The organism is Bradyrhizobium sp. 164, assembly GCF_023073715.1.
Lineage (GTDB): Bacteria > Pseudomonadota > Alphaproteobacteria > Rhizobiales > Xanthobacteraceae > Bradyrhizobium.
In genome coordinates, this window is record NZ_JADPKA010000046.1 from 87,674 (window position 1) to 110,898 (window position 23,225).

28 protein-coding genes are annotated in these 23,225 nt (G+C 64.9%); 18 read left to right on the forward strand and 10 right to left on the reverse strand.

Features of this window, described 5'->3' with window-relative positions; all coding sequences use genetic code 11:
* Positions 1 to 7: 7 nt before the first annotated feature.
* Genes IVB01_RS16605 through IVB01_RS16620 form a run of 4 tightly spaced genes read right to left on the reverse strand, consistent with a single transcriptional unit; the run spans position 8 to position 3,828 of the window.
* The gene (locus IVB01_RS16605) at positions 8 to 751 is read right to left on the reverse strand and encodes an ABC transporter ATP-binding protein (protein ID WP_247280723.1); all 744 of its coding nucleotides are present in this window, start codon (positions 749 to 751) and stop codon (positions 8 to 10) included.
* On the reverse strand, positions 748 to 1,581 hold the full coding sequence (locus IVB01_RS16610; RefSeq protein WP_247280724.1) for an ATP-binding cassette domain-containing protein: 834 nt from the start codon (positions 1,579 to 1,581) through the stop codon (positions 748 to 750). Before IVB01_RS16610 ends, IVB01_RS16605 begins: the two co-directional genes overlap by 4 nt.
* Positions 1,578 to 2,879, reverse strand: coding sequence for a high-affinity branched-chain amino acid ABC transporter permease LivM (gene livM / locus IVB01_RS16615; protein WP_247280767.1), 1,302 nt, complete (start codon positions 2,877 to 2,879; stop codon positions 1,578 to 1,580). Before livM ends, IVB01_RS16610 begins: the two co-directional genes overlap by 4 nt.
* Before the next feature lie 31 nt (positions 2,880 to 2,910).
* Positions 2,911 to 3,828, reverse strand: coding sequence for a branched-chain amino acid ABC transporter permease LivH (locus tag IVB01_RS16620; protein WP_247280725.1), 918 nt, complete (start codon positions 3,826 to 3,828; stop codon positions 2,911 to 2,913).
* 276 nt (positions 3,829 to 4,104) lie between these two features.
* Between IVB01_RS16620 and IVB01_RS16625 the strand changes: the two genes are divergently transcribed.
* Together IVB01_RS16625 and IVB01_RS16630 are read left to right on the forward strand one after the other, a co-directional pair.
* Complete coding sequence (locus IVB01_RS16625) at positions 4,105 to 4,266, forward strand: hypothetical protein (protein WP_247494695.1); 162 nt, start codon at positions 4,105 to 4,107, stop codon at positions 4,264 to 4,266.
* Positions 4,267 to 4,449: 183 nt separating this feature from the next.
* Complete coding sequence (locus IVB01_RS16630) at positions 4,450 to 4,974, forward strand: hypothetical protein (protein ID WP_247280726.1); 525 nt, start codon at positions 4,450 to 4,452, stop codon at positions 4,972 to 4,974.
* On the opposite strand, the gene IVB01_RS16635 is transcribed toward IVB01_RS16630, so the two are convergent.
* From IVB01_RS16635 to IVB01_RS16645, 3 genes are all read right to left on the reverse strand, one after another.
* The gene (locus IVB01_RS16635; RefSeq protein WP_247280727.1) at positions 4,936 to 5,328 is read right to left on the reverse strand and encodes a carboxymuconolactone decarboxylase family protein; all 393 of its coding nucleotides are present in this window, start codon (positions 5,326 to 5,328) and stop codon (positions 4,936 to 4,938) included. The two genes, IVB01_RS16630 and IVB01_RS16635, sit on opposite strands and share 39 nt — an antisense overlap.
* Positions 5,329 to 5,434: 106 nt before the next feature.
* Positions 5,435 to 6,217: a 3-oxoadipate enol-lactonase gene (pcaD, locus tag IVB01_RS16640; RefSeq protein WP_247280728.1), complete on the reverse strand. Its 783-nt coding sequence runs from the start codon at positions 6,215 to 6,217 to the stop codon at positions 5,435 to 5,437.
* A 28-nt stretch (positions 6,218 to 6,245) separates the two neighbouring features.
* Positions 6,246 to 7,601, reverse strand: coding sequence for a 3-carboxy-cis,cis-muconate cycloisomerase (locus IVB01_RS16645; protein WP_247280729.1), 1,356 nt, complete (start codon positions 7,599 to 7,601; stop codon positions 6,246 to 6,248).
* A gap of 169 nt (positions 7,602 to 7,770) precedes the next feature.
* On the opposite strand from IVB01_RS16645, the gene IVB01_RS16650 reads away from it, so the two are divergent.
* The 10 genes from IVB01_RS16650 (at position 7,771) to IVB01_RS16695 (ending at position 15,612) form a co-directional block, all read left to right on the forward strand.
* On the forward strand, positions 7,771 to 8,217 hold the full coding sequence (locus tag IVB01_RS16650) for a carbon monoxide dehydrogenase subunit G (RefSeq protein WP_247280730.1): 447 nt from the start codon (positions 7,771 to 7,773) through the stop codon (positions 8,215 to 8,217).
* A 135-nt stretch (positions 8,218 to 8,352) separates the two neighbouring features.
* Entirely contained in the window at positions 8,353 to 8,838 is a 486-nt protein-coding gene (locus IVB01_RS16655) for a (2Fe-2S)-binding protein (RefSeq protein WP_247280731.1), read from the forward strand.
* Positions 8,839 to 8,871: 33 nt separating this feature from the next.
* On the forward strand, positions 8,872 to 9,678 hold the full coding sequence (locus IVB01_RS16660) for a xanthine dehydrogenase family protein subunit M (protein WP_247280732.1): 807 nt from the start codon (positions 8,872 to 8,874) through the stop codon (positions 9,676 to 9,678).
* A 61-nt stretch (positions 9,679 to 9,739) separates the two neighbouring features.
* On the forward strand, positions 9,740 to 10,663 hold the full coding sequence (locus IVB01_RS16665; RefSeq protein WP_247280733.1) for a MoxR family ATPase: 924 nt from the start codon (positions 9,740 to 9,742) through the stop codon (positions 10,661 to 10,663).
* 116 nt (positions 10,664 to 10,779) lie between these two features.
* Positions 10,780 to 11,982 (forward strand): VWA domain-containing protein, encoded by a 1,203-nt coding sequence (locus IVB01_RS16670; protein WP_247280734.1) that lies wholly within the window; start codon positions 10,780 to 10,782, stop codon positions 11,980 to 11,982.
* Positions 11,983 to 11,992: 10 nt separating this feature from the next.
* A complete protein-coding gene (locus IVB01_RS16675) occupies positions 11,993 to 12,316 on the forward strand; it encodes an XdhC family protein (protein ID WP_247280735.1) in 324 nt (107 codons plus the stop codon).
* Positions 12,317 to 12,318: 2 nt separating this feature from the next.
* Positions 12,319 to 13,020 (forward strand): XdhC family protein, encoded by a 702-nt coding sequence (locus IVB01_RS16680; RefSeq protein ID WP_247494696.1) that lies wholly within the window; start codon positions 12,319 to 12,321, stop codon positions 13,018 to 13,020.
* A complete protein-coding gene (locus IVB01_RS16685) occupies positions 13,017 to 14,621 on the forward strand; it encodes a molybdopterin-binding/glycosyltransferase family 2 protein (protein ID WP_247280737.1) in 1,605 nt (534 codons plus the stop codon). Before IVB01_RS16680 ends, IVB01_RS16685 begins: the two co-directional genes overlap by 4 nt.
* 110 nt (positions 14,622 to 14,731) lie before the next feature.
* Positions 14,732 to 15,121, forward strand: a complete 390-nt coding sequence (locus tag IVB01_RS16690) for a DUF4189 domain-containing protein (RefSeq protein ID WP_247280738.1) — start codon at positions 14,732 to 14,734, stop codon at positions 15,119 to 15,121.
* Between the two features lie 80 nt (positions 15,122 to 15,201).
* The gene (locus IVB01_RS16695; protein WP_247280739.1) at positions 15,202 to 15,612 is read left to right on the forward strand and encodes a DUF2000 family protein; all 411 of its coding nucleotides are present in this window, start codon (positions 15,202 to 15,204) and stop codon (positions 15,610 to 15,612) included.
* Between the two features lie 85 nt (positions 15,613 to 15,697).
* Here IVB01_RS16695 and IVB01_RS16700 read toward each other — a convergent pair whose 3' ends face one another.
* Genes IVB01_RS16700 through IVB01_RS16710 form a run of 3 tightly spaced genes read right to left on the reverse strand, consistent with a single transcriptional unit; the run spans position 15,698 to position 16,929 of the window.
* The gene (locus IVB01_RS16700; RefSeq protein ID WP_247280740.1) at positions 15,698 to 16,111 is read right to left on the reverse strand and encodes a GFA family protein; all 414 of its coding nucleotides are present in this window, start codon (positions 16,109 to 16,111) and stop codon (positions 15,698 to 15,700) included.
* Positions 16,112 to 16,123: 12 nt separating this feature from the next.
* Complete coding sequence (locus tag IVB01_RS16705) at positions 16,124 to 16,597, reverse strand: SRPBCC domain-containing protein (protein WP_247280741.1); 474 nt, start codon at positions 16,595 to 16,597, stop codon at positions 16,124 to 16,126.
* The gene (locus IVB01_RS16710; protein WP_247280742.1) at positions 16,594 to 16,929 is read right to left on the reverse strand and encodes a metalloregulator ArsR/SmtB family transcription factor; all 336 of its coding nucleotides are present in this window, start codon (positions 16,927 to 16,929) and stop codon (positions 16,594 to 16,596) included. Before IVB01_RS16710 ends, IVB01_RS16705 begins: the two co-directional genes overlap by 4 nt.
* A 108-nt stretch (positions 16,930 to 17,037) precedes the next feature.
* On the opposite strand from IVB01_RS16710, the gene IVB01_RS16715 reads away from it, so the two are divergent.
* From IVB01_RS16715 to IVB01_RS16740, 6 genes are all read left to right on the forward strand, one after another.
* Positions 17,038 to 17,730, forward strand: coding sequence for a TetR/AcrR family transcriptional regulator (locus IVB01_RS16715; RefSeq protein WP_247280743.1), 693 nt, complete (start codon positions 17,038 to 17,040; stop codon positions 17,728 to 17,730).
* The gene (locus tag IVB01_RS16720; RefSeq protein ID WP_247280744.1) at positions 17,727 to 18,674 is read left to right on the forward strand and encodes an efflux RND transporter periplasmic adaptor subunit; all 948 of its coding nucleotides are present in this window, start codon (positions 17,727 to 17,729) and stop codon (positions 18,672 to 18,674) included. Before IVB01_RS16715 ends, IVB01_RS16720 begins: the two co-directional genes overlap by 4 nt.
* The gene (locus tag IVB01_RS16725; protein WP_247280745.1) at positions 18,671 to 19,603 is read left to right on the forward strand and encodes an ABC transporter ATP-binding protein; all 933 of its coding nucleotides are present in this window, start codon (positions 18,671 to 18,673) and stop codon (positions 19,601 to 19,603) included. Before IVB01_RS16720 ends, IVB01_RS16725 begins: the two co-directional genes overlap by 4 nt.
* Positions 19,604 to 19,615: 12 nt before the next feature.
* The gene (locus tag IVB01_RS16730; protein WP_247280746.1) at positions 19,616 to 20,779 is read left to right on the forward strand and encodes an ABC transporter permease; all 1,164 of its coding nucleotides are present in this window, start codon (positions 19,616 to 19,618) and stop codon (positions 20,777 to 20,779) included.
* Positions 20,780 to 20,809: 30 nt separating this feature from the next.
* Positions 20,810 to 22,117 carry an adenylate/guanylate cyclase domain-containing protein gene (locus tag IVB01_RS16735; protein WP_247451544.1) on the forward strand — a complete coding sequence of 436 codons (1,308 nt, stop codon included), beginning with the start codon at positions 20,810 to 20,812 and terminating at the stop codon, positions 22,115 to 22,117.
* 158 nt (positions 22,118 to 22,275) lie between these two features.
* Positions 22,276 to 23,181, forward strand: a complete 906-nt coding sequence (locus IVB01_RS16740) for a PhzF family phenazine biosynthesis protein (protein ID WP_247418795.1) — start codon at positions 22,276 to 22,278, stop codon at positions 23,179 to 23,181.
* Positions 23,182 to 23,225 lie beyond the last annotated feature (44 nt).

Sequence of the window (23,225 nt, forward strand, 5' to 3'; positions counted from 1 at the left end):
GCGGGCGTCAGCCGCGCCGGCCGCCTTCGAGGTAGGCGGCGCGAATCTCGGGGCGCTGCAACAACTCGGCGCCGGTCCCGGCCAAGGTGATCAGGCCATTGACCATGACATAGCCGCGATGGGCGAGCTTGAGCGCATGGTTGGCGTTCTGCTCGACGATCAGAACGGTCAGACCATCCTGCCGGTTCAGGGTGCGGATCGCATCGAAAATCTGACGGGCGATCAACGGAGCCAACCCGAGCGAGGGCTCGTCGAGCAGGAGCAGGCGGGGGCGGCTCATCAGCGCGCGGCCAATTGCCAGCATCTGCTGCTCGCCACCGGACAGGGTTCCACCGCGCTGGGCATAGCGTTCCTTTAGCCGCGGAAACAGCGTGAACACGCGCTGGAGCGTCACCTCGCGCTCCACATCCGTGCATTCGGTGGCATCCGCTCCCATCTGAAGGTTTTCCGCAACGCTCATGCGCGGGAAGATGCGGCGGCCTTCCGGCGATTGCGCGATGCGCAAATGCGCGATCTCGTGGGTGGGAACGTCGGTGATATCGCGGCCTTCGTACAGGATCTGGCCGGCACGGGCGCGCGGCTTGCCGAAGATCGTCATCATCAGCGTCGACTTGCCGGCGCCGTTGGCGCCGATCAGGGCAACGATCTCGCCGGCATTGATCTCGACATCGACGCCCTTCAGCGCCTCGATCTTGCCGTAGGCGGCGCGAAGGCTGCGGATCGCGAGCAGGGGATTGGGCGCAGACGTCACGTCCCGCCCTCCATCACGGCCACCGCCTCGTCCTCGTCGGCGCCGAGATAGGCGGCGATCACCTTGGGATCGTCGCGGACGTCGCGCGGAGAGCCTTCCGCAATCTTGACGCCATGGTCCATCACCACGATGTGGTCGGAGATTTCCATCACCACCGACATGTCGTGCTCGATCAGCAGGATCGAGGTGCCGAGCTCGTTGCGGATCGAGAGCAGGAGCTCGCTCAAGGCCGCGCTCTCGCGTGCATTGAGGCCAGCGGCGGGCTCGTCCAGGCACAATAGCGCGGGCTCGGTGCACATCGCGCGGGCGATCTCGAGCCGGCGCTGGTCGCCATAGGCGAAATTGCCGGCAGCGTCGTCGGCGCGCTCGAGCAGGTTGACCCGTTGGAGCCACTCGGTGGCGAGATCAATCGCGCGCTTTTCGGCGTCGCGGTAGGCGGGCACGCCGAGGAGACCGAGGAGGGTGAAGCCGGAGGCGCGCATCAGCGCGTTGTGCTGCGCCACCATCAGGTTCTCCAGCGCGGTCATGCCGGGAAACAGGCGGATGTTCTGAAAGGTGCGCGCCACCTTGGCCTGCTTGGCGATGCGGAAATCGTTCAGGCTCTCCAGTGCGATCAGCTTGCCGTCGTCATGCTTCAGGCGGATGCTGCCGCCGCTCGGCTTGTAGAAGCCGGTGATGCAGTTGAAGACGGTGGTCTTGCCGGCGCCGTTCGGGCCGATCAATGCGGTAATCTTCTTCCGCTCCGCCGAGAGCGACAGGTCCTGCACGGCGACGATGCCGCCGAAGCGCATCGTGAGCCGGTCGACGCTGAGAATCTGGTCGCGGCTCATCCGTGCCCTTCCTTGACGAGATCGGAGGAGATCGCATGCGCCTTGGTCAGATACACGGTGGGGGCGCGATGGCCGATCAGGCCGCGCGGCCGCCAGATCATGATGAGCACCATCGCCATGCCGAACACCAGCATGCGGTAAGTCTCAAGGCTGCGGAACAGCTCGAAGCCGCCGATCATGGCGAGCGCCGCGAGCGCAACGCCGAGCTGCGACCCCATGCCACCGAGCACGACGATGGCGAGCACCAGCGCCGATTCCTGGAAGGTGAAGGATTCCGGGCTGATGAAGCCCTGGCGCGTGGCGAAGAACGCGCCGGCGAAGCCGCCGAACATGGCGCCCGTCGCAAATGCCGTGAGCTTGGTGGTCGTGGTGTTGATGCCGAGCGCGCGGCAGGCGACCTCGTCCTCGCGCAAGGCTTCCCAGGCCCGCCCGATCGGCAGGCGGCGCAGGCGAATCGTGACCCAGTTGGTGAGAAGCGCCAGCGCCAGGATCAGATAGAACAGGAAGACGATGCGGTGGGTCGGCGAATATTCGATGCCGAGCTTGGCAGCTAGCCCGTCGTCGCTGTTGTCGAGCGGGATGCCGAAGAAGGAGGGCCGGGGAATGCCCGAGACGCCGTTGGGACCGCCGGTGAGCTCCTGCCAATTGATGATGACGAGGCGGATGATCTCGCCGAAGGCGAGTGTCACGATCGCGAGATAGTCGCCGCGCAGGCGCAGGACGGGGAAGCCGAGCAGCACGCCCCAGAATGCGGCGAGGATGCCGGCGAGCGGCAGGCAGATCCAGAACGACCAGCCGAAATTGGTGGCGAGCAGCCCGTAGGAATAGGCGCCGACGGCATAGAAGGCGACGTAGCCGAGATCGAGCAGGCCGGCGAGGCCGACCACGACGTTCAACCCCCAGCCCAGCATGACATAGGTGAGCACGAGGATCGCGAGGTCGAGGATGTAGCGCTGGTTATAGAAGATCACGGGCACCAGCAGCGTGAAGATCAGGAGCGCCGGCGCGAGGTAGCGGCCGATGAAGGATATGCCGCTCTGCACCGCCGGAGGTACCAGCTTCTCGGCACCGCTCGAGCCGATCCATTGCCGCAATAGCTCCATCACGATCGAGCCGCCGAACACCACGGCGACGAGGGAGGCGACCTCGCCGAATCGCGTCCAATAGGTGAGCTGGCCGGAGGATCCTGCCTCGGTGCGCACGCCGACCATCAGCGAGAACAGCACCAGCGCGATTAGCGCGCTAAGGAAGGATTTCTTCAAAATGTAGGAGATGCCTGCTGGGCGATGGTCGGACATGGTCGAGGGAGTTGTCACGCGGGCCGGTCCGTCAGACTTTTTCGACTTCGGGACGGCCGAGCAGGCCGGTCGGCATGAAGATCAGCACGACAATCAGAATCGAGAACGCGGCGACGTCCTTGTACTCCACCGAGAAATAGGCCGACCAGAACGTCTCGATCAGGCCGATCGCAAGTCCGCCGAGCATGGCGCCGGGCAGCGAGCCGATGCCGCCGAGCACGGCGGCGGTGAAGGCCTTGATGCCGGCGACGAAGCCCATGAAGAAATCCACCAGGCCATAATAGAGCAGGTACATCAGGCCTGCGACCGCGGCGAGCGCGGCGCCGATCACGAAGGTCATGGAGATGGTGCGGTCGACGTCGACGCCGAGCAGCGCCGCCATGGTCTGGTCCTGTTCGCAGGCGCGCATGTCGCGTCCGAGCCGGGTGCGTGACACCAGCCAGGTGAAGATCGCCAACAGCACGATGGTGGTGATGACCACCATGATCTGGATGTTGGAAAGCTGGATGACGAAGCCGTCCGGGCTCTCATGCAGCGTGTAGCCGCCGGTGATGAAAGGCGGGATCGGCTTGACGCGCGCGCCTTGCGCCACCTGCGAGTAGTTGGTCAGCACGAAGGACATACCAATCGCCGACAGCATCGGGGCGAGGCGGAAGGAATGACGCAGCGGCCGGTAGGCGATGCGCTCGATGGTCCAGCCGTAGAGCGCGGTGATCGCCATCGAGACCAGCAGAACCACGAGCAGGATCACCGGGATTGCGGTGAGGCCGAGCGAGATCAGAATCAGGAAGGTAATCAGCGCAATGAAGCCGCCGATCATGAAGACGTCGCCATGGGCGAAGTTGATCATGCCGACGATGCCGTAGACCATCGTGTATCCGATCGCGATCAGGCCGTAAATCGAGCCCAGGACGAGACCGTTGATGAGCTGCTGGGCGAAATAATCCATGGGCTGCCGTTACCAAACCTGACGCGGCTCAAAGGGAGCTCTTCGAGAGAGAGGTCGCAAGTTCTCCTCGGGCCCCGGCAGCCCTTGAGCATTCTTCCAGTTTTGTAACAGGAGGGAACTGGACGCTGCAACTGGCCAGATGTCGACATCCAGGCTTGTACAGAGGTCATTTTCGCCTTCGGTTCCCTCGAACCGCGAGGAATCGGGTTCCTGAGCAACCAAAATGGAGCGTGGCCGTTGTCTCGCCTCTGACGTCCAACAAGGGAGTTCCCCCGAATGACGAAGCAGCAGAACCAGAATCCGGGTCAGCAGAGTCAGAACCCCGACCAGCGCACGCCTCAGCAACAGCAGGGCGGCGGCCAGAAACCCGGACAGCAGCAGCAGGATCCGATGCGCCAGGGCGACCGGCCCGGTCAGCAACAGGGTCAGGACAAGTAGTTTGGGAGCCCAGACGTGAAGAGGGGCCCTGCCGTAAGGCGGGGCCTTTTTTGTGGGCGCCCGGTCCGCCGGGCGGTTAAGGTAAACAAAGGGTTTAAATTGCCGCCACAGTCTGATGCGAGTTAGCTCCGGCAAAGCCATTGCCTTCCGTTGAGGGCTTTCGGCAAGCAAGCGGGAAGCGGCATGTTCAGGAATTGGCGGATCGGCTCGGTCAACGGCGCGCTGCTGGCGGCCTACTTCATCCCGGCCTGGACGCTGGTGGCCTTCAACATCATGGTCGCACCGGTGCACGGCCTCTACGAGCGGCCGAGCGTCGCGGTCGCCCTGTTCCTCAGCGACCATCTCGACATGGCGGGGATGAGCACGGTGCGGGCCGCCTGGCTGCTGGCCCTGGGACGGCTGACCGTCGTGGCGTTCTTTCTGATCTATCTCGCGCTGCTCTGCATCCGCCGCACGCGGAAGAATGGCGGCAGTGACGAGGCGCTCGGCATTGCCCTGGCGATCGGCAGTCTGATCTCGTTTGCCAGCATGGTGATGGCCTCGAAGGTCGGCGAGATGGCCGCGCTCCGGCTGCACGCGACCGAGCTTCTGCTTCTGCTCGGCGCGGCCATCGTCGTGGTGATCGAGAAGCCGGCGGCAGCGCCGAAGACCGTCGAGATCGCCGCTCCCCTAGGTCTTGAGCAGGCCGAGCTCCTGCACAATCGCTGAGGCTTCCTTCACGGCGTGGTTCGCCGCCGGAACGCCGCAATAGATCGCCTGCTGCAGCAGGATCTCCTTGATGTCGTCGGGCGTGAAGCCGCCTTCGGCGAGCGCCGCGCGCACGTGCAGGCGGAATTCGTCCCATTGCCCGAGCGCGACCATGGTGCCGATCACCAGCACCCGTCGCGTGCGCTCGTCGAAATGCGGCCGCGTCCAGATCTCGCCCCAGGCGTAGCCGGTGATCAGGTCCTGGAAGTCGGTGTTGAAGGCGTTGCGGTTCGCGATCGACTTGTCGACCCAGGCATTGCCCAGTACTTTTCGGCGTACATTCATGCCGGCATCGCGGCGGTTTTGGTCGTCCATATCTATCCTCCTCTCTGTCATTGCGAGCGAAGCGAAGCAATCCAGAATCTTTCCGCAGACGGCAGTCTGGATTGCTTCGCTGCGCTCGCAATGACGCGTGGTGAGATCAGCGCTGCGTCAAAAATCCTACCACCGCATCTGTAAACGCGTGCGGCTGCTCGACGTTAGAAATGTGGGCGGCATCGATGATGGTCATGCTGGCGCCGGGAATGTTCGAGCGGATCAGCTCGCCCGCCGAGATCGGCGTCGCCATGTCATGGCGGCCGGCGATCACCAGCGTCGGGCTCTTGATCTTGGGAAGCAGCGCGCGCTGGTCCAGTGTCGACAGCGCCTCGCAGCAGGCGAGATAGCCCTCGACGGGCGAGGCAAGCAGCATCGACTTCATCTTCGCGGTGATCTCGGGCTCGCGCTCGCGGAAATCCTGGGTCAGCCAGCCCGCAAGCACGGCATCGGCGACCGCCGCGATGCCGCCCTTCTTCACAGCGTCGATGCGTTCCAGCCATTTGGTCGGTTCGGCATAATAGCAGGAGGTGTTGGCGAGGATGATCTTACCGAAGCGTTCCGGCGCGTTCGCGCCCAGCCATTGTCCGACCATGCCGCCCATCGACAGGCCGCACCAATGCACCTTCTCGATGTTGAGATCGTCGAGGATCGCGAGCACGTCGCGGCCGAAGCGCTCCATCGTGTAGGGACCGGGCGGAACGTTGGACTTGCCGTGGCCGCGGCGGTCGTAGCGGATGACGCGGAACACCTGCGTCAGCGCCTTCATCTGCGGCTCCCACATTTGCAGCGTGCAGCCCAGCGAATTGGAGAGCATCAAGGTCGGTCCGCCGTCGCGGCCCTCGACCGAGACGTTGAGCAGGCAACCGTCGGCATCGATCATGGGCATGCGGGCGTCTCCGTCGGATTCGCGGTTCTTATTCGCGATCGAGGCTGTCGAGCAGCCGGTCGATCAGGGCTTGGGAAGCTCCTTGATAGGCCATCGGCTCGAACAATGCCGCAATTTTTTCCGGCGGCAGATGAGCGGTAACAAGCGAATCAGCCGACAGTACCTCGCGCAGATGCTTCTTCTCGGCGACCGCGCGCTTGCTGGCGGCCTCGACGAGATGATGCGCATCGCTCTTGCCGATCGTCTCTGCCAGCGCAAAGGTGACCGCTTCCGCCATGATCAAGCCGTGCGTCGCATCGAGATTGCTGCGCATGCGCGCGGTGTCGACGTCAAGGCCCTCGGCGATGTCAACGACGGCGGCAAGCGCGCCCGAGGTGACCAGCATCAATTGCGGCAGCGTCGGCCATTCCGCGTGCCAGGGGCCGGCGCTGCGTTCGTGGTCCTGCACTTGCGCGGCAAAAATCGTCGCGGCGAGTTGCGGGGCCATGGTCGCAGCGCCAAGCGCGCTGGCGGCGGCGACTGGGTTGCGCTTGTGCGGCATAGTCGAGGAGCCGCCGCGGCCTTCGCCGGCGGGTTCGAACGCTTCGGCGACGTCGGTCTGCATCAGCAGCGAGACGTCGCGGGCGATCTTGCCGCAACTGCCGGCGAGAATCGCAAGGCAGGACGCCGCCTCCGCGATGCGGTCGCGATGGGTGTGCCAGGGCGCATCCGGCAATGGCAGGTTCAGCTCCTGCGCCAGCCGCTCTGCAACAGCTAGTCCCTTGTCGCCGAGCGCGGCGAGCGTGCCGGCGGCGCCGCCGAATTGCAGCGCGAGACCCTCGCGGGAGAGCCGCCTGAGGCGGCAGCGGCTGCGGGCAAGGCTTGCGGCGTATTCGGCAGCCTTCAGCCCGAACGGCATCGGCAGCGCGTGCTGGAGCCAGGTGCGCGCGACCATCGCGGTGGCGCGATGGGCGCGCGCCAATGCGGCAAGACCCTTGATGGCGCGGCTGAGGTCGGCGTCCAACGCACCGATGCCCGCGCGCAGCGTGAGCATGGTCGCGGTGTCGATGACGTCCTGGCTGGTCGCGCCCCAATGCACGTAACGCGCGGCCTCCGCATCGGCCCTGCCGACATTGGCGGTCAGCGCCTTGACCAGGGGAATCGCGAGATTGCCTGATCGCGTCGCGGCCTCGGCCAGGGCTGCCATATCAAAGGCATCAGCCTTGCAGGCGGACGCGATCGACTCCACCGCGGATGGGGGAATCACACCTGTGGCGGCTTCGGCCCGTGCCAGAGCTGCCTCGAAATCGAGCATGTTCTGGAGGGTCGACCGATCGTCGCAGACCGCGCGCATGGCTGCGCTTGACAGCATCGGCGCGAGCAGGGGGGAGAGGGATGTGCTCATATTGTGCGGGACCTAACCACCATGGCCCGCCTGTGCCAATCCCAAACCATCGGCGCAAGCTTTTTGCAGTTGCGAATATGCATTGCACGTGACCGGGGGCCGCCCTTTCCTTTACGGCCTCCGTGCGTTACTTGAGCAGCATTATAGTTGTGCGATCCGGGAGGCACCCATGGCCATGACGATGAACGGCGAAGTTCAGCTTGCGGCGCCGCGCGAGGCCGTGTGGGACAAGCTCAACGACCCCGAGGTGCTGAAGGCCTGCATCCCCGGCTGCGAGGAGCTGGAGAAGACCGACGACGGCGGCTTTCGCGCAACGGCGAAAATGAAGGTTGGCCCGGTGTCCGCGCGCTTCAAGGGCAAAGTCATGCTCTCCGATCTCGACCCGCCCAACGGCTACAAGATCTCCGGTGAGGGTGAGGGTGGGGTGGCCGGCTTCGCTAAGGGCGGCGCGGCCGTCAGGCTCGCGGAGAAGGACGGCGGCACACTGCTCTCCTACGACGTCGAGGCGCAGATCGGCGGCAAGTTGGCGCAGCTCGGCCAGCGCCTGATCAACGGCGCCGCCAAGAAGCTGGCCGACGAATTTTTCGCGAACTTCGCCAAGGCGGTACAGGGCTAAAGGCTATCGCCTTTGGACATGGCGCCTTGCGTCCGGGGCGATGTTGCTCCCGGGCATAATGGCCCATATGATGGGTCGGAATAATTATAAGAACCGCTTCGATGGGACCCGTCGGGGCGCTGATAGAGAGTGCTTATGGCAAAAATCTCCCTCATCGTGAACGGCAATCCAGTCACGGCCAATGTCGATCCCCGCACCCTCCTGGTGCAGTTCCTGCGCGAGAATCTGCGGCTGACCGGGACCCATGTCGGCTGCGACACCTCGCAGTGCGGCGCCTGCGTCGTGCATCTCGATGGCAAGGCCGTGAAGTCCTGCACCACGCTGGCGGTGATGGCCGATGGCCACGAGGTCAAGACGATCGAGGGGCTCGCCGCGGATGGCGCGCCGTTGCATCCGATGCAGGAGGCCTTCCGCGAGCATCATGGCCTGCAGTGCGGCTTCTGCACGCCCGGCATGATCATGACCGCGATCGACATCGTGCATCGCAAGGGCCATGAGCTCGACGACCACACTATCCGCGAAGAGCTGGAAGGCAATCTCTGCCGCTGCACCGGCTATCAGAACATCGTCGCCTCGATCACCGCCGGTGCGAAGGCGATGGCCAAATCCGATCTCGCGTAGACCGCGCGCGCATTCCGCGATCAGGACACACCCATGTATGAATTCAAATATCATCGCCCCGGCACCGTGCGCCAGGCGGCCAATCTCCTGGTGAAGAACGAAGACGCCAAGGTGATCGCCGGCGGCCACACGCTGATTCCCGTCATGAAGCAGCGCCTCGCCAGCCCGCCGCATCTGGTCGACCTCTCTCACATCGAGGGGCTCGACACGATCGAGATGAAGGGTCGCTCGCTGGTGATCGGAGCCACCGCCAAGCATGCCGAGGTCGCAAGCTCCCCGATCGTCGGCGAGGCGATCCCGGCGCTCGCCAGCCTTGCGGGTGGAATCGGCGATCCCGCCGTGCGTCACAAGGGCACGATCGGCGGCTCGCTCGCCAACAACGATCCGACCGCGGATTATCCGGCCGCCGTCCTCGCGTTAGGGGCGACCATCGTCACCAACAAGCGCCGCCTGAAGGCGGAAGAGTATTTCCAGGGCCTGTTCTCGACCGCGCTTGAAGCCGACGAGATCATCACCAAGGTGATGTTTCCGCTGCCGAAGAAGGCGGCCTATGTCAAATTCCGCAACCAGGCTTCGCGCTACGCGCTGGTCGGCGTGTTCGTGGCGCGGCGTCCGTCGGACGTGCGCGTCGCCGTCACCGGTGCCGGCTCCGAAGGCGTGTTCCGCGTCACCGCGTTCGAGGAGGCCCTGAAGAAGCGCTTCTCGTCGAAGGCGCTTGACGGCATCGTGATGCCGGCCGAAGGCCTCAACAGCGACATCCACGGCAGCGCCGAGTACCGTGCGCATCTCATCGGCGTGCTGACGCGCCGCGCCGTCGATGCCGCCAATGCCAAGGAATGAGCTGACCTCATTCCGCGGCCCAAACTGTCCCCGGTGAGGGCGTAGCGAGACTGGCTTTTTCATGACTTCAGCGGCCAATTCTTCCGGTGCTTTGCCGGCATCGGTCGATGCGATGCTCGAACTCCTGACCTCGTGTGGCTACCTCGCCGAGCGGTCGCTGGCCACGGTGACCTATCTCTCGCTGCGCATGGGCCGGCCGCTGTTCCTGGAAGGCGAGGCCGGCGTCGGCAAGACCGAGATCGCCAAGGTGCTTTCGGCGGCGCTGCGGCGGAAATTGATCCGCCTTCAGTGCTACGAGGGCCTTGACGTCTCCTCCGCGGTCTATGAGTGGAACAGCGCCGCGCAGATGATCGCGATCCGGATGGCGGAAGCGGCCGGCGACACTGATCGCGACCAGCTCTCGAGCGACATCTTCGCGGACCGTTACATGATCAAGCGGCCGCTCCTCCAGGCGCTGGAGCCCGACGTCGCCGGTCCGCCGGTGCTGCTGATCGATGAACTCGACCGCGCCGACGAGGCGTTCGAGGCGTACCTGCTCGAAATCCTCAGCGACTTCCAGGTGACGATCCCCGAATTTGGTACCGTGAGGGCGCCGCACCCGCCGATCGTCATCATCACCTCTAACCGCACCCGCGAGATCCACGACGCGCTGAAGCGGCGCTGTCTCTATCACTGGGTGGATTATCCCGCCGCCGAGCGCGAGCTCGCGATCGTCAAGACGCGCGTGCCCGGCATATCGGCGAAACTTTCGGAGCAGGTCGTGCGCTTCGTCCAGGCGCTGCGCAACCAGGACTTCTACAAGTCGCCGGGTGTCGCCGAGACCATCGATTGGGCCACCGCTTTGTCGGAGCTCGACGCCCGTTCGCTGACCCCGCAAGTGGTCGGCGATACGCTGGGCGCGCTGCTCAAATACCAGGACGACATCACCCGGATGCAGGGCGATGCCTTGCAGAAGGTGCTGAAGGACGCCACGAGCGAGTCGTAGGTCCGTCGTTCCGGGGCGCGACGCAGTCGCGAACCCGGAATCTCGCGCCGCAATCTCTGGATTCCGGGTTCGCCGCTTGAGCGGCACCCCGGAATGACGGAGAGAGGGATTAGACCATGGCTATCAACCATCTTGCCCCGGAGCAGACCGAGCAGTTCGCCGACAACATCGTCGGCTTTGCCCGCGCGCTGCGTGCGGCGGGGATGCCGGTGGGCCCAGGCGCCGTCATCGATGCGATGAGCGCGCTCCAGGTGATCGACATCGGCAGCCGCACCGATGTCTTCGCCACGCTTGAGGCCATCTTCGTCAAGCGCCACGAGCATGCGCTGATCTTCAAGCAGGCTTTCAACCTGTTCTTCCGCGCCTCTGAAGAGTGGAAGCATATGCTGGATTCGGTGCCGCTGCCGGAGCAGGCCAGGAAGAAGCCGCAGGCAGGCTCCCGCCGCGTGCAGGAGGCGATGTCGCAGCCGCGCATGACGGAGACGCCGCAGCACCAGGAGCAGGATCTGCGCCTGTCGGTCTCCGACAAGGAGATCCTCCAGAAGAAGGACTTTGCGCAGATGAGCGCGGCCGAGATCGCCGAGGCGCTTCGCGCCGTCGAGCGGATGCGGCTGCCGCAAGCCGAGCTCCTGACGCGCCGGCGCCGGCCCGATCCACGCGGGCTACGCCTCGACCTGCGCCGCACGCTCCGAGCATCTTTACGCACTGGCGGCGACATCATCGACATCCATCGCCTTGGACGGATCGAGAAGCCCGCGCCGATCGTTGCGCTGCTCGATATCTCGGGCTCGATGAACGAATACACCCGCCTATTCCTGCATTTCCTCCATGCCATCACCGATGCGCGCAAGCGCGTCTCGGTGTTCCTGTTCGGCACCCGGCTGACCAACGTCACCCGCGCGCTGCGCCAGCGCGACCCTGATGAGGCGCTGGCGAGCTGCTCGGCGTCGGTCGAGGATTGGGCCGGTGGCACGCGGATCTCTGCCTCGCTGCACAACTTCAACAAATTGTGGGCGCGGCGCGTGCTGAGCCAGGGTGCCATTGTGCTGCTCATCTCCGACGGGCTGGAGCGAGAGGCCGATTCCAAGCTGGCCTTCGAGATGGACCGGCTGCACCGATCCTGCCGGCGGCTGATCTGGCTGAACCCGCTGCTCCGGTTCGGCGGTTTCGAGGCCAAGGCGCAGGGCATCAAAATGATGCTCCCCCACGTTGACGAATTCCGCCCGGTACATAATTTGAGTTCGATCCAGGAGCTGATCACCACGCTCTCCCAGCCGCTGCCGCCGCATCACCGCAGCCTGATCCGCTCCGCAGCTTGAGAGGCCACCCATGCTCGATCGCGACGAGGATATTATGAAGGCGGCGGAGGACTGGCAGAAGGCGGGCCGTGGGGTTGCGCTCGCCACCGTCGTGGAGACCTGGGGCTCGGCGCCGCGTCCGGCGGGCTCGAGTCTCGTCATCAATGACGAGGGCACGTTCTTGGGCTCCGTCTCCGGCGGCTGCGTCGAGGGCGCCGTGGTCACCGAAGCCATGGACGTGATCGAGAGTGGCAAGCCCAAGATGCTGGAGTTTGGCGTGGCCGACGAGACCGCCTGGAATGTCGGGCTGTCCTGCGGCGGCACCATCCGCGTCTTCGTCGAGAAGGTCGGCTAGCCGTGAAGCTCGCGATCCTGCACGAACTCAACGCCGAGCGCGCCGCGCGCCGGCCGGTCATTCTGGTGACGGACACCGAAAGCGGCGAGCAGCGCCTGGTGAAGGCGAAGGACTTTGCCAAAGATCCGCTGCGCGCAGAGCTGGAAAAGCAGCTTCGCGCCGGCAAGAGCGCCAATGTCGAGGCCGGCGGCAAGAAGCTGTTCCTCAACGTCTATGCGCCGACTGCCAAGCTCGTCATCATCGGCGCGGTGCATATCAGCCAGGCCTTGGCGCCGCTGGCGCGCTCGCTCGGCTACGACGTCACTGTGATCGATCCACGCACGGCGTTTGCAAGCCCTGAGCGCTTCCCCGATATTCCGCTGATCGCCGAATGGCCCGACACTGCGCTGCCGCCGCTCAATGTCGATGCCTACACCGGCTTCGTCGCGGTAACGCACGATCCCAAGATCGACGATCCCGCGCTGCTGCACGCCTTCGAGCGCAATTGCTTCTACATCGGTGCGCTCGGCTCGCGCAAGACGCACGCCAAGCGGGGCGACCGGCTGCGGGCGCAGGGCGCGAAAGAAAGCGACATCGCGCGCATCCATGCGCCCATTGGCCTTGCGATCGGCGCGGTCTCGCCGGCCGAGATCGCGGTGGCGATCATGGCCGAGATCACGGCGGTGCTGCGCCTGCCTCCGAAAGAAAGAGAAGAAGCGGCATGAAGTTCGGCCCGGCGAGTCCGAGGGATGCGATCGGCGGGGTGACCGTCCACACCCTGCGCCAGGGACCGCTGGTGCTCAAGAAAGGCACGACGATCGGCCCCACCGAGGTCGAGACGCTGGAGCGCGCCGGCATCAAGCAGATTGTCGTGGTACGCATGGAGGCGGGCGACGTCTCCGAGGACGTTGCGGCCGCCAGCATCGCGCTTGCCGTCGGCGGCGAGGGCATCCATGTCGAGCGCGCCTTCACCGGCCGCGCCAATTTGTTCGCCGCGCGGGCGGGCGTGCTGGTGATCGACCGCGCCGCAGTCGACCGCATCAACAATGTCGACGAGGCCATCACCTTTGCCACGCTGCAGGCGTTCAAGCCGGTGGTCGAGGGCGAGATGGTCGGCACCGTCAAGATAATCCCGTTTGGCATCGGGGAGAGTTTGCGCGATGCCGCGGTGAAGGCCGCCGGCAAGGACGTTCTCAGAATCGCCCCTTACGTCGTCAAGCGCGTCGGCGTGGTCTCAACGCTGCTGCCGGGCCTGTCTTCCAAGGTGATCGACAAGACGCTGCGCGTCACTGCCGAGCGCCTTGCACCGGCCGGCGCCGGCATCGTCGCCGAGCGGCGGGTCCCGCATGAGGAGCAGGCGCTGTCGGCGGCGATCAAGGAGTTGCTCGAGCTGGGGGCTGAGCTCGTGATCGTGTTCGGCGCGTCCGCGATCGCTGATCGCCGCGACGTGATTCCGGCAGCCGTCACCGGCATCGGTGGTGAGATCGAGCATTTCGGCATGCCGGTCGATCCCGGCAATCTGCTGCTGATCGCCCGCGCTGGCGACGTCCCGGTGCTGGGCGCGCCCGGCTGCGCGCGCTCGCCGGTCGAGAACGGTTTTGACTGGGTGCTGATGCGGCTGCTCGCCGGCATCAAGGTGACGCGGTCCGAGCTGATGGGCATGGGCGTCGGCGGCCTCCTGATGGAGATCGTGACGCGGCCGCAGCCGCGCGCAAAACCCGAGACCGAGGGCAACAGTCAGGTCGCCGCCATCGTGCTGGCGGCGGGCCGCTCCACCCGGATGGGCGGACCGAACAAGCTGCTCGCGGAGTTCGAAGGCAAGAAGCTGGTGCGGATCGCCACCGAGCGGGCACTGGCCTCCCGGGCATCCGAGGTGATCGTCGTCACCGGCCACCAGGCCGAGCTGGTCGAGCAGGCGCTGCAAGGCCTGAAGGTCAAATTCGTCCGTAACCCGGATTTCGCCGGCGGCATCGCGAGCTCGGTCAAGGCCGGTATCGCGGCCGTGCCCGAGACCTGCGATGGCGCCGTGGTTTGTCTCGGCGACATGCCGCTGATCGACGCCGGCCTGATCGACCGCCTCATCTACGGCTTTGCGCCGGACCGCGGCAACCTCATTGTCGTGCCCGTCAGCGAGGGCCGCCGCGGCAACCCGGTGCTATGGTCGCGTCGCTTCTTTAAGGAGTTGATGACGCTCGACGGCGACGTTGGCGCGCGACACTTGATCGCCAAGCACACCGAAGCGGTGGCCGAAGTGCCCGTCGACGGCGAGAGCGCCTTCCTCGACATCGACACCCCGCAGGCACTGGAAGCGGCACGGCGCGGATGACAGTGTCGTAGCAACCCTCGCAAGTCGCCCATTTCAACCGCCCGTTCACCATCTGGAAACGACCGCCGCTTAGAGTCGCCTTCGCCTGCCTTGGGGGGAGGGGTTTTTCCATGGCTTCGAACGTCGTCGCGCGCCGTTGCGCGATGTTTTTCTTTGCTCTCTCGGTTTGTGTCTCCGGCGCCCGTCACATCACAGAAGCTCACGCCGCCGGTGCCATTGCGGTTGGCAAGTGCGGCGCCTATGGCCAAGCCTATGATTACGGCGCCGAGCACGAGGCCCGCGCCGTGGCACAGAAGCAGTGCAAGGGTGATTGCACCACCGTCACGATGAAGCGCGCCTGTGCTGCGATGTCGGTCGATCTCGTCAACCCGTGCGGCGCCTATGGCTATGCCGTCAAACCGAAGATCTCGGCGTCGCTGAATGCGGCGACGCGCGAATGCTACAAATACGGCGGCAAGGAATGCGTGATCCGCGCCTGGGCCTGCGACGCCAAGGGTTGATCCCTCGAGCGCTGAATCTTCTTGCCGTCATTCCGGGGCGATGCGTAGCATCGCGCGTGGAATGACAGTTAGGAATACACATGCAGTTCGACACCAAGATCGCCATCGTGATCCGCACCGATCTTCAGGCCTGGCAGAAGCTCAACATCGCGTCTTTCCTCACCAGCGGCATCGCCGCGGCCTTTCCGGAATGTATCGGCGAAGCCTATGAGGACGCCTCGGGCACGAAATATCACGCGCTGATCGGCCAACCGATCCTGATCTATGGCGCGGATGGTCCGGCATTATCACGCGCGCTCGACCGGGCACTGACACGCAACGTCAAACCGGCGGTCTATACCGAGGACATGTTCAAGACCACGCACGATGCCGCCAATCGCGAGGCGGTGAGGGGCGTGGCGCGCGCCGAGCTCAATCTCGTCGGCATCGCGATGCGTGCCGAGCGCAAGGTGATCGACAAGATCGTCGACGGTCTGAAGTTTCACAGTTGAATTTAGCTGCTGGTGTTTCACCTCTCCCGCTTGCAAGCGCTGGTGTTTCACCTCTCCCGCTTGCAAGCGGGAGAGGGAACGCACCTCACCCCGGCGGCATGCCATCGAACTTTAGCAGGCTGGGGTCGAGGCGGTCCCAGTCATGGCCGCGCGCGGCGAAAGTGACCGCCTGCGGCTTGTAGCGGGCGGGCTCGTCGAGGCTTGCGGCGCGGATCGTGAAGACGTCGGGCTGTGCCGCGAAGGTCATGTACACAGGCACGCCGCATTGCGTGCAGAAACCACGCGTCTTGACGTTGCCGCTGTCGGCGACCATGTCCCAATGCTTAGCCTCGCCGGTCACCGTGACGCCGGCGCGTGCGAACGTCGCGTACGAGCCATGCCCACTGCCGCTTTCCCGCTGGCAGTCGCGGCATTGGCAGTGGTTGCTGAACAGCGGCTTGCCGGCAATCGAATAGCGGATCGCGCCGCAGGCGCAGCCACCGGTATAGGGTTTGTCCATCGCGATATCTCCTCACTTCTCGCCGCTGATCTCGTCGAGCTGTCTGACGACCTTTTTCCAGCCGCCGCTCATCACGTTGTAGGCCGACTCGTTCCTCGGCATGACGAAGCCCGCATGGATCAGGCGGATCCGGGTGCCGGCTTCGACCGGAGCGAGGGACCAGGTCACAACGGTGTCGAGCGGCGCGCCGTAACCGGTGTTGCGCTCATCGCCGCCTTTCCAGGCGTAGACAAGACGCCTGTTGGCCACCACCTCGAGAACCCGGCAATGAATGACGCCGTCCCAGGCGCCGCCCGGGGTGGTCTGGAATGTGAAGGTGTTGCCTTCAACCGGCTCGAAGCCAGTCGGCTTCATCAGCCAACGCCCGATCAACTCGGCACTGGTCAGCGCCTTCCAGATCGTCTCCGGCGCATGAGGGAGCACTTCGTCAACGACGATGTCCCGGACGATATCTTGGGTCTCGGCTTTCAACTCGGCTGCACTCACGGATCGATCTCCTTCAAGAGGTCACGCAGGTTCTGGAAGCGCTCGCGCCAGAACACGCCGTAATGGTCCATCCAGGTGACCAGGGGCTCGAGCCCTTGCGGCGCGGCGCGGTAGTAGACATTGCGGCCCTCGGCGCGCTCGGCGACGAGGCCGGCCTGCTTGAGGGATTTCAGGTGCTGCGAGATCGCGCCCTGGGTCACGCCGCTGCCGCGTGTCAGCTCGGCGACGCTGATTTCCCGGCTGTCGAAGACGCGTTCAAATACGGCGCGGCGGGTCGGATCGGCGAGGGCGCGCATCACGGCCGTTACGGGGTTGGGGGTGGCTTCCATCATGAGAGACGCATTAGCATACACTAATTCATTAGTAAATGCTAATTCGTCGCGTCTAGTGCGATTCCGTCACCTATTGACGATGACTGACTAGTCAGTCATGAATTATGCATGACGAAGAAGCCAGCCAGAACGATCGCATCCGCGGCTCAAGCCGCAAGCCAGGCACCCGAAGCCGGCGCTGAGGCCGAGGCCCGCGTTTCAAATCGGGCCGCCCGCGCGGCGGAGCGGCGCGCCGCGATCGTGGAGGCGGCGATGGACGAGTTCATCGCGCGCGGCTTTGCCGCGACCCGGCTCGACGAAATCGCCAAACGAGCCGGCGTCGCCAAAGGCACGATCTACCTGCACTTTAAGGACAAGGAATCGATGTTCGAGGAGCTGGTGCGCACCGTGATCGTGCCGGTGGTCACGCGCCTTACGACGCTGCCGCCGCCGACCGGAACGGTCCGCGACCTTGTCGAGACCTTCGCCAGCAACTTTCTGAAGGAGGTCATCGGCACCAGGCGCGGCGACCTCGTGCGCCTGATCGTGGCGGAGGGGCCGCGCTTTCCGTCCGTTGCCGATTTCTACTACCGCGAGGTCGTCTCGCGCGGAATCGCGGGCATGCGCGCGCTGATCGAGCTCGGCATCGCCCGTGGCGAGATCCGCGAGAAAAATCTCGCGCGGTTTCCCCAGATCCTGGTTGCGCCCGCGATGATCGCGGTGATTTGGCAGAGCTTGTTCGCACGGCACGCGCCGCTCGACGCGCAGGAGATGCTGCGCGTCCATCTCGATTTGATTTTTGGCGAACGGAGGACGACATGAGGTCGTCGCAAATCATGTCTGACCTCATCCTGAGGAGCGCGGAACGCGCGTCTCGAAGGATGCAGGCCCGGCTGTGGCTCCTCGCCCTTCGAGAGGCCGCGGAGCCTGTCATCGGGCCGCGCTCCGCGCGGACCCGTTGGCGGCTCCTCAGGGTCAGGGGGCGACAGCTGTCGCGCCTTTGCTCGATCGTGGTTCTGGCGATCGTAACCTCGCTTGGCGGCTGCAAGGAGAAGCGCGATCCCGGCTTCCAGGGCTGGGTCGAGGCCGACATGATCTTCGTCAGCCCGGACGAAGCCGGCCGGGTGACCAAGCTCAATGTCCGCGAGGGCGACGAGGTCAAGGTAGGCGATCACCTCTATTCCGTCGATGACGACCTCCAGCTTGCCGATCTCAACCAGCAGAAGGCGACGCTGGCGAATGCGCAGCAGACCTATGACCGGGCGGCCTCGCTGAGCAAGACCGGCTCCGGCACGCAGGCCAATCTCGATTCTGCTGTTTCGGCTTTACGGGTGGCGCAAGCGCGGGTGGCGACGTCGGAGACGCGGCTAGCGCGTCGCAAGGGCTTTGCGCCGGTCGCAGGCACCATCCAGCAGATCTATTTCCGCGAGGGCGAGATGGTGGCGGCGCAGCGGCCGGTGCTCTCGATCATGCCGCCCGGCAACATGAAGCTGCGCTTCTTCGTGCCGGAGACCGAGCTGCCGAAGCTCGCCATCGGGGACACAGTGCGCATCGCCTGCGACAATTGCGCGGCCGATCTCACCGCAAAGATCTATTTCATCGCGACCTCGGCCGAATACACCCCGCCCGTCATCTACAGTCTCGATGAGCGGAACAAGCTGGTCTATCTGATCCAGGCGCGGCCCTCGCGCCCCGACGCCTTGCGCGTCGGACAGCCGATCAACGTCTATCTCGATCCGAAGACACCGGTGGCGGATAGGCGATGAGCGGCGGCAACGGCATCGCGATCGACGTCAAGGGCCTGACCAAGTCGTTCGGGGGCCGCGAGGTCGTGCACGATCTGTCGATGCAGGTGAGGCGCGGCTCGATCTACGGCTTCCTCGGGCCGAACGGCTCGGGCAAGACCACCACCATTCGCATCCTCTGCGGCCTGCTCACGCCCGACAGCGGCGAGGGCACCTGCCTCGGCTACGACATCCGCCGCGATGCCGAAAAGATCAAGCGCCAGGTCGGCTACATGACCCAGCGCTTCAGCCTGTATCAGGATCTCTCGGTGCGCGAGAACCTCGAATTTGTCGCGCGCCTCTATGGCCTCACTGACGCGCGCGGCGCTGCGCGCGACATGATCAAGCGGCTCGGACTGTCGGGCCGCGAGGAGCAGCTGGCCGGCGAGCTCTCCGGCGGCTGGAAGCAGCGCCTGGCATTAGGTGCCTGCACGCTGCCCAATCCGCAACTCCTGCTGCTCGACGAGCCGACCGCCGGCGTTGATCCCAAGGCGCGGCGCGACTTCTGGAACGAGATCCACGCGCTCGCCGCCGACGGCCTCACCGTGCTGGTCTCGACCCATTACATGGACGAGGCCGAGCGCTGTCACGAGATCGCCTATATCGCTTATGGTCATCTCCTGACGCATGGCACGGTGGAGCAGGTGATCGCCAAATCCGCGCTCACCACCTACACGGTCACGGGCGAAGACCTCAATGAGATCGCGGCCGCGCTCACGGGCAAGCCCGGCATCGATATGGTGGCGCCGTTCGGCACCTCGCTGCACGTTTCGGGGCGCGACGTCGCTGCGCTCGAGGCCAGCATCGGGCCGTGGCGCGAGAGAAGCGGCCTGCACTGGCAGAAATCGTCGCCATCGCTCGAAGACGTGTTCATCGAGCTGATGAGCCGCTCAAAGGACAATTTCCAGTAAGGACAATTTCCCATGAGCGCTGTCGATCATCCCGCGCCGGCCCACGAAATCCGGGAGCGCTTCGGCTTCTGGAAACGCTCCTATGCGATGCTGGTCAAGGAGTTCATCCAGCTGAGGCGCGACCGCGTCTCGTTCGCCATGATCGTGATGCTGCCGGTGATGCAGCTCATGCTGTTCGGCTATGCCATCAACACCACACCGCGTAACCTGCCAAGCGCGGTGCTGCTCCAGGAGGACTCCGATCTCGCCCGCTCGATCCTGAAGGCGCTGGAGAACACCGCCTATTTCCGCTTCCTCTATGAAGTGCACGATGTCGATGATTTCGACAATCTGCTGAAATCCGGCAAGGTGCTGTTCGGCGTCGAGATCCCGCGCGGCTTCGAGCGGGCGGTGCGGCGCGGCGACAGGCCGGCGCTGCTGGTCGCGGCCGACGCCACCGATCCGGTTGCGGCAAGCTCGGCGATCGGTTCGCTCGGCATGGTGGTGCAGACCGCGCTCAAGCACGATCTCTACATCGGCGATCCCCCGGAGATGCCGTTCGAGATCCGCGCCCATGCCCGCTACAATCCGGCCGCGGCCTCCAGCCTCAACATCGTGCCGGGCCTCGTCGGCACCATCCTCACCATGACCATGCTGATCTTCACCGCGCTGTCGGTCACGCGCGAGGTCGAGCGCGGCACCATGGAGAGCCTGTTGTCGATGCCGATCAAGCCGGTCGAGGTGATGTTCGGCAAGATCGTGCCTTACGTCCTGGTCGGCTTCCTCCAGGCCTTCCTCATCATTGGCATTGGTGTCGGCCTGTTCGGCGTGCCCCTGCTTGGCAATCTGTTCCTCCTGGCGCTGCTCTCGACGCTGTTCATCACCACGAATCTGTCGATCGGCTACACGATCTCCACGCTGGTGCAGAACCAACTTCAGGCCATGCAGATGTCGATGATGTTCTTTCTGCCGAGCATCCTGCTCTCCGGCTTCATGTTCCCGTTCGCGGGGATGCCGGCCTGGGCGCAATATCTCGGCGAGGGCCTGCCGCTGACCCATTATCTGCGTATCGTCCGCGCCATCATGCTGAAGGGCGCGACCATGCAGAACCTGCGCTTCGACACGCTGGCGCTGGCGGCCCTGATGCTGCTTGCCATGACCATCGCAGTGACGCGCTTCCGCCGCACGCTGGATTGAGGCAAGATGCCCCCGGAATCGAGGGGCGGAATGGCGAAATTTGCGAGCAGGAAGACGCGGCAGCATGCCGTGCTATCGGACGATTTCGAGCGTGAGCTGACGCGGGAGGTGCTGCGCACCGAACTGTTGCGGGTGCGCGCGCTGATCATGACGGGCTGCGTCATGGTGTTGTTCCTCACCGCGATCTATCTGATCGAGCCCGCTGTCGTGAACCGGGTCTGGCGCGGAACGGAAGGGCTGATCGAGGTCTATGGCCTTCTGGTCGGTTTCATCCTGTTCGAAGTCTGGGTCCACACCCAGATCAGGAAGAACCTCCGCCTCGATCGCGACCTGCCGGTGATCAGGCGCTATATCGGCACGCTGATCGAGACCTCGCTGCCCACGGTGATTCTCATCCTGCAAATCCGGACCATGGGCGCGAGCCAGGCGCTCGGCTTCGCCGTGCCGCTGATGTACTTCATTTTTGTCATCCTCTCGACCCTGCGGCTCGATTTCTGGCTCTCCACCTTCACGGGTTTCGTGGCCGCCGCCGGACTTCTGGCCGTCGCGCTGTATTACAATTCGGCGAGCGAAGCCGGCGAGCCCCAGATCTATTTTCACGCGGTGCGCAGCATTGTCATCCTGATCTGCGGCGTGCTCGCCGGCGCCGTCGGCGCGCAGCTGCGGCGGCAATTTGCCGCGAGCATCGCGGCGGCGACCGCGCGCGACCGGGTGACCAATCTGTTCGGCCAACACGTCTCGCCGCAGGTGGTGGAGCGGCTGATGGCGGCGGGAACGAGCGCCAGCGGTGATCTCCGCCGCGTCGCGGTGATGTTCGTCGATTTCCGCGGCTTCACGGCCGGCGCGCAGTCCCGCACGCCCCAGGAGGTGGTCGACCGGCTCGACGGCGCCTTCGCAATATTGGTCGACATTCTCGATCGCCACGGCGGTATCGTGAACAAGTTTTTGGGTGACGGTTTTCTCGCGCTGTTCGGCGCGCCGCTGGAAGCCTCCGACGCCGCGCATCGCGCTGTCGCCGCAGGCCGCGAGATGCTAACCGCGATGAATCGCATCAACGCGCAAACCAGCTGGCCGCTGCGGATCGGCATCGGCATCCATTTCGGTGAGGTTGTCGCCGGCAATATCGGCTCGCCCCGACGCAAGGAATACACGGTCATCGGCGACACCGTGAACTTCGCCTCGCGGCTGGAGGCGCTGAACAAGGAGTTCGGCTCCCAGCTCCTGATTTCCGCATCCGTCCGCGAAGTGCTGGGCGACGACGGCAGCGACGCCGTGGCGCTGGGCGAGGTCGAGGTGCGCGGCTATGAGCGGCCGGTCGCGGTGTTTCAGCTGGGGTGAGCGCTGTCTGGAACGGGGCGTAGGCAAAGCGCTCACCGTCTCTTCCGCGAATGCTCCGATTGCTCCGAATTTTGGGGCATGACGGGCGATGCTGCCGGCCTGTAGTGTTGCCGAAGACGCGGCCGGTTGCGGCCGCGACTTGCATGGGGAAACGAAAGATGCAGCGCCGCTACATCACCGTCGATGTGTTCACCGACCGCGCCTTTGGCGGCAATCAGCTCGCCGTGGTGCTCGATGCCGGCGGGCTCTCCACTGAGCAGATGCAGGCGATCGCCACCGAATTCAACTACTCCGAGACGACCTTCGTGCTGCCGCCGCGCGACAAGGCGAATGATGCCGAGGTGCGCATCTTCACCCCCGTCAGGGAGATGCCCTTTGCAGGTCATCCGAATGTCGGCACGGCCTTCGTGCTGGCGACGATCGCCAAGGAGCCGAAGCCGCGCCTGCTGTTCGAAGAGAAGGCCGGACTCGTGCCGGTCGACATCCGGCGGGAGCAGGGCCGGGTGGTGAGCACCGAGCTCACCGCGCCGCAGCCGCTGTCCCGGCTGTCGCAATTGCCTGCCCTGGATGCCGCGAGCTGTATTTCGCTCAGCGCGGAGGATATCAAGGTCGACCGTCACGTGCCGCAGGTTGTCGGTGTTGGAACGCCATTTCTGGTGATCGAGCTGCATTCGCGCGATGCGCTCAAGCGGGCGAGATCCGATGCGGCGGCCTTTGGCCGGGTATTTCCGCGCGACGGCGCGGCCTCGGCCTGGTTCTATACGCGCGATGTGCCCGCGGCGGAGGCGCCCTGCGAGCTTCAAGCGCGGATGTTCATGCGCGGTGCCGGCGGTCTCGCCGAGGATCCTGCCACCGGCAGCGCCACGGTCGCGGCCGCCGCGCTGTTCGCCGACCTCGACCCCGCGCGCGACGGCGAATTCAAGCTCACCGTCGGTCAAGGTTTTGACATGGGCCGGCCGAGCCTGCTGCTGACGCGGGTGCGCAAGCAGGACGGCAAGATCCGCTCCGCCCATGTCGGTGGCAGCTGCGTGCAGATGATGGAAGGGACGTTTAAGCTGGGCTGATTTGTCGTTCCGGGGCAGCGCGTTGCGCTGAGCCCGGAAGCCGT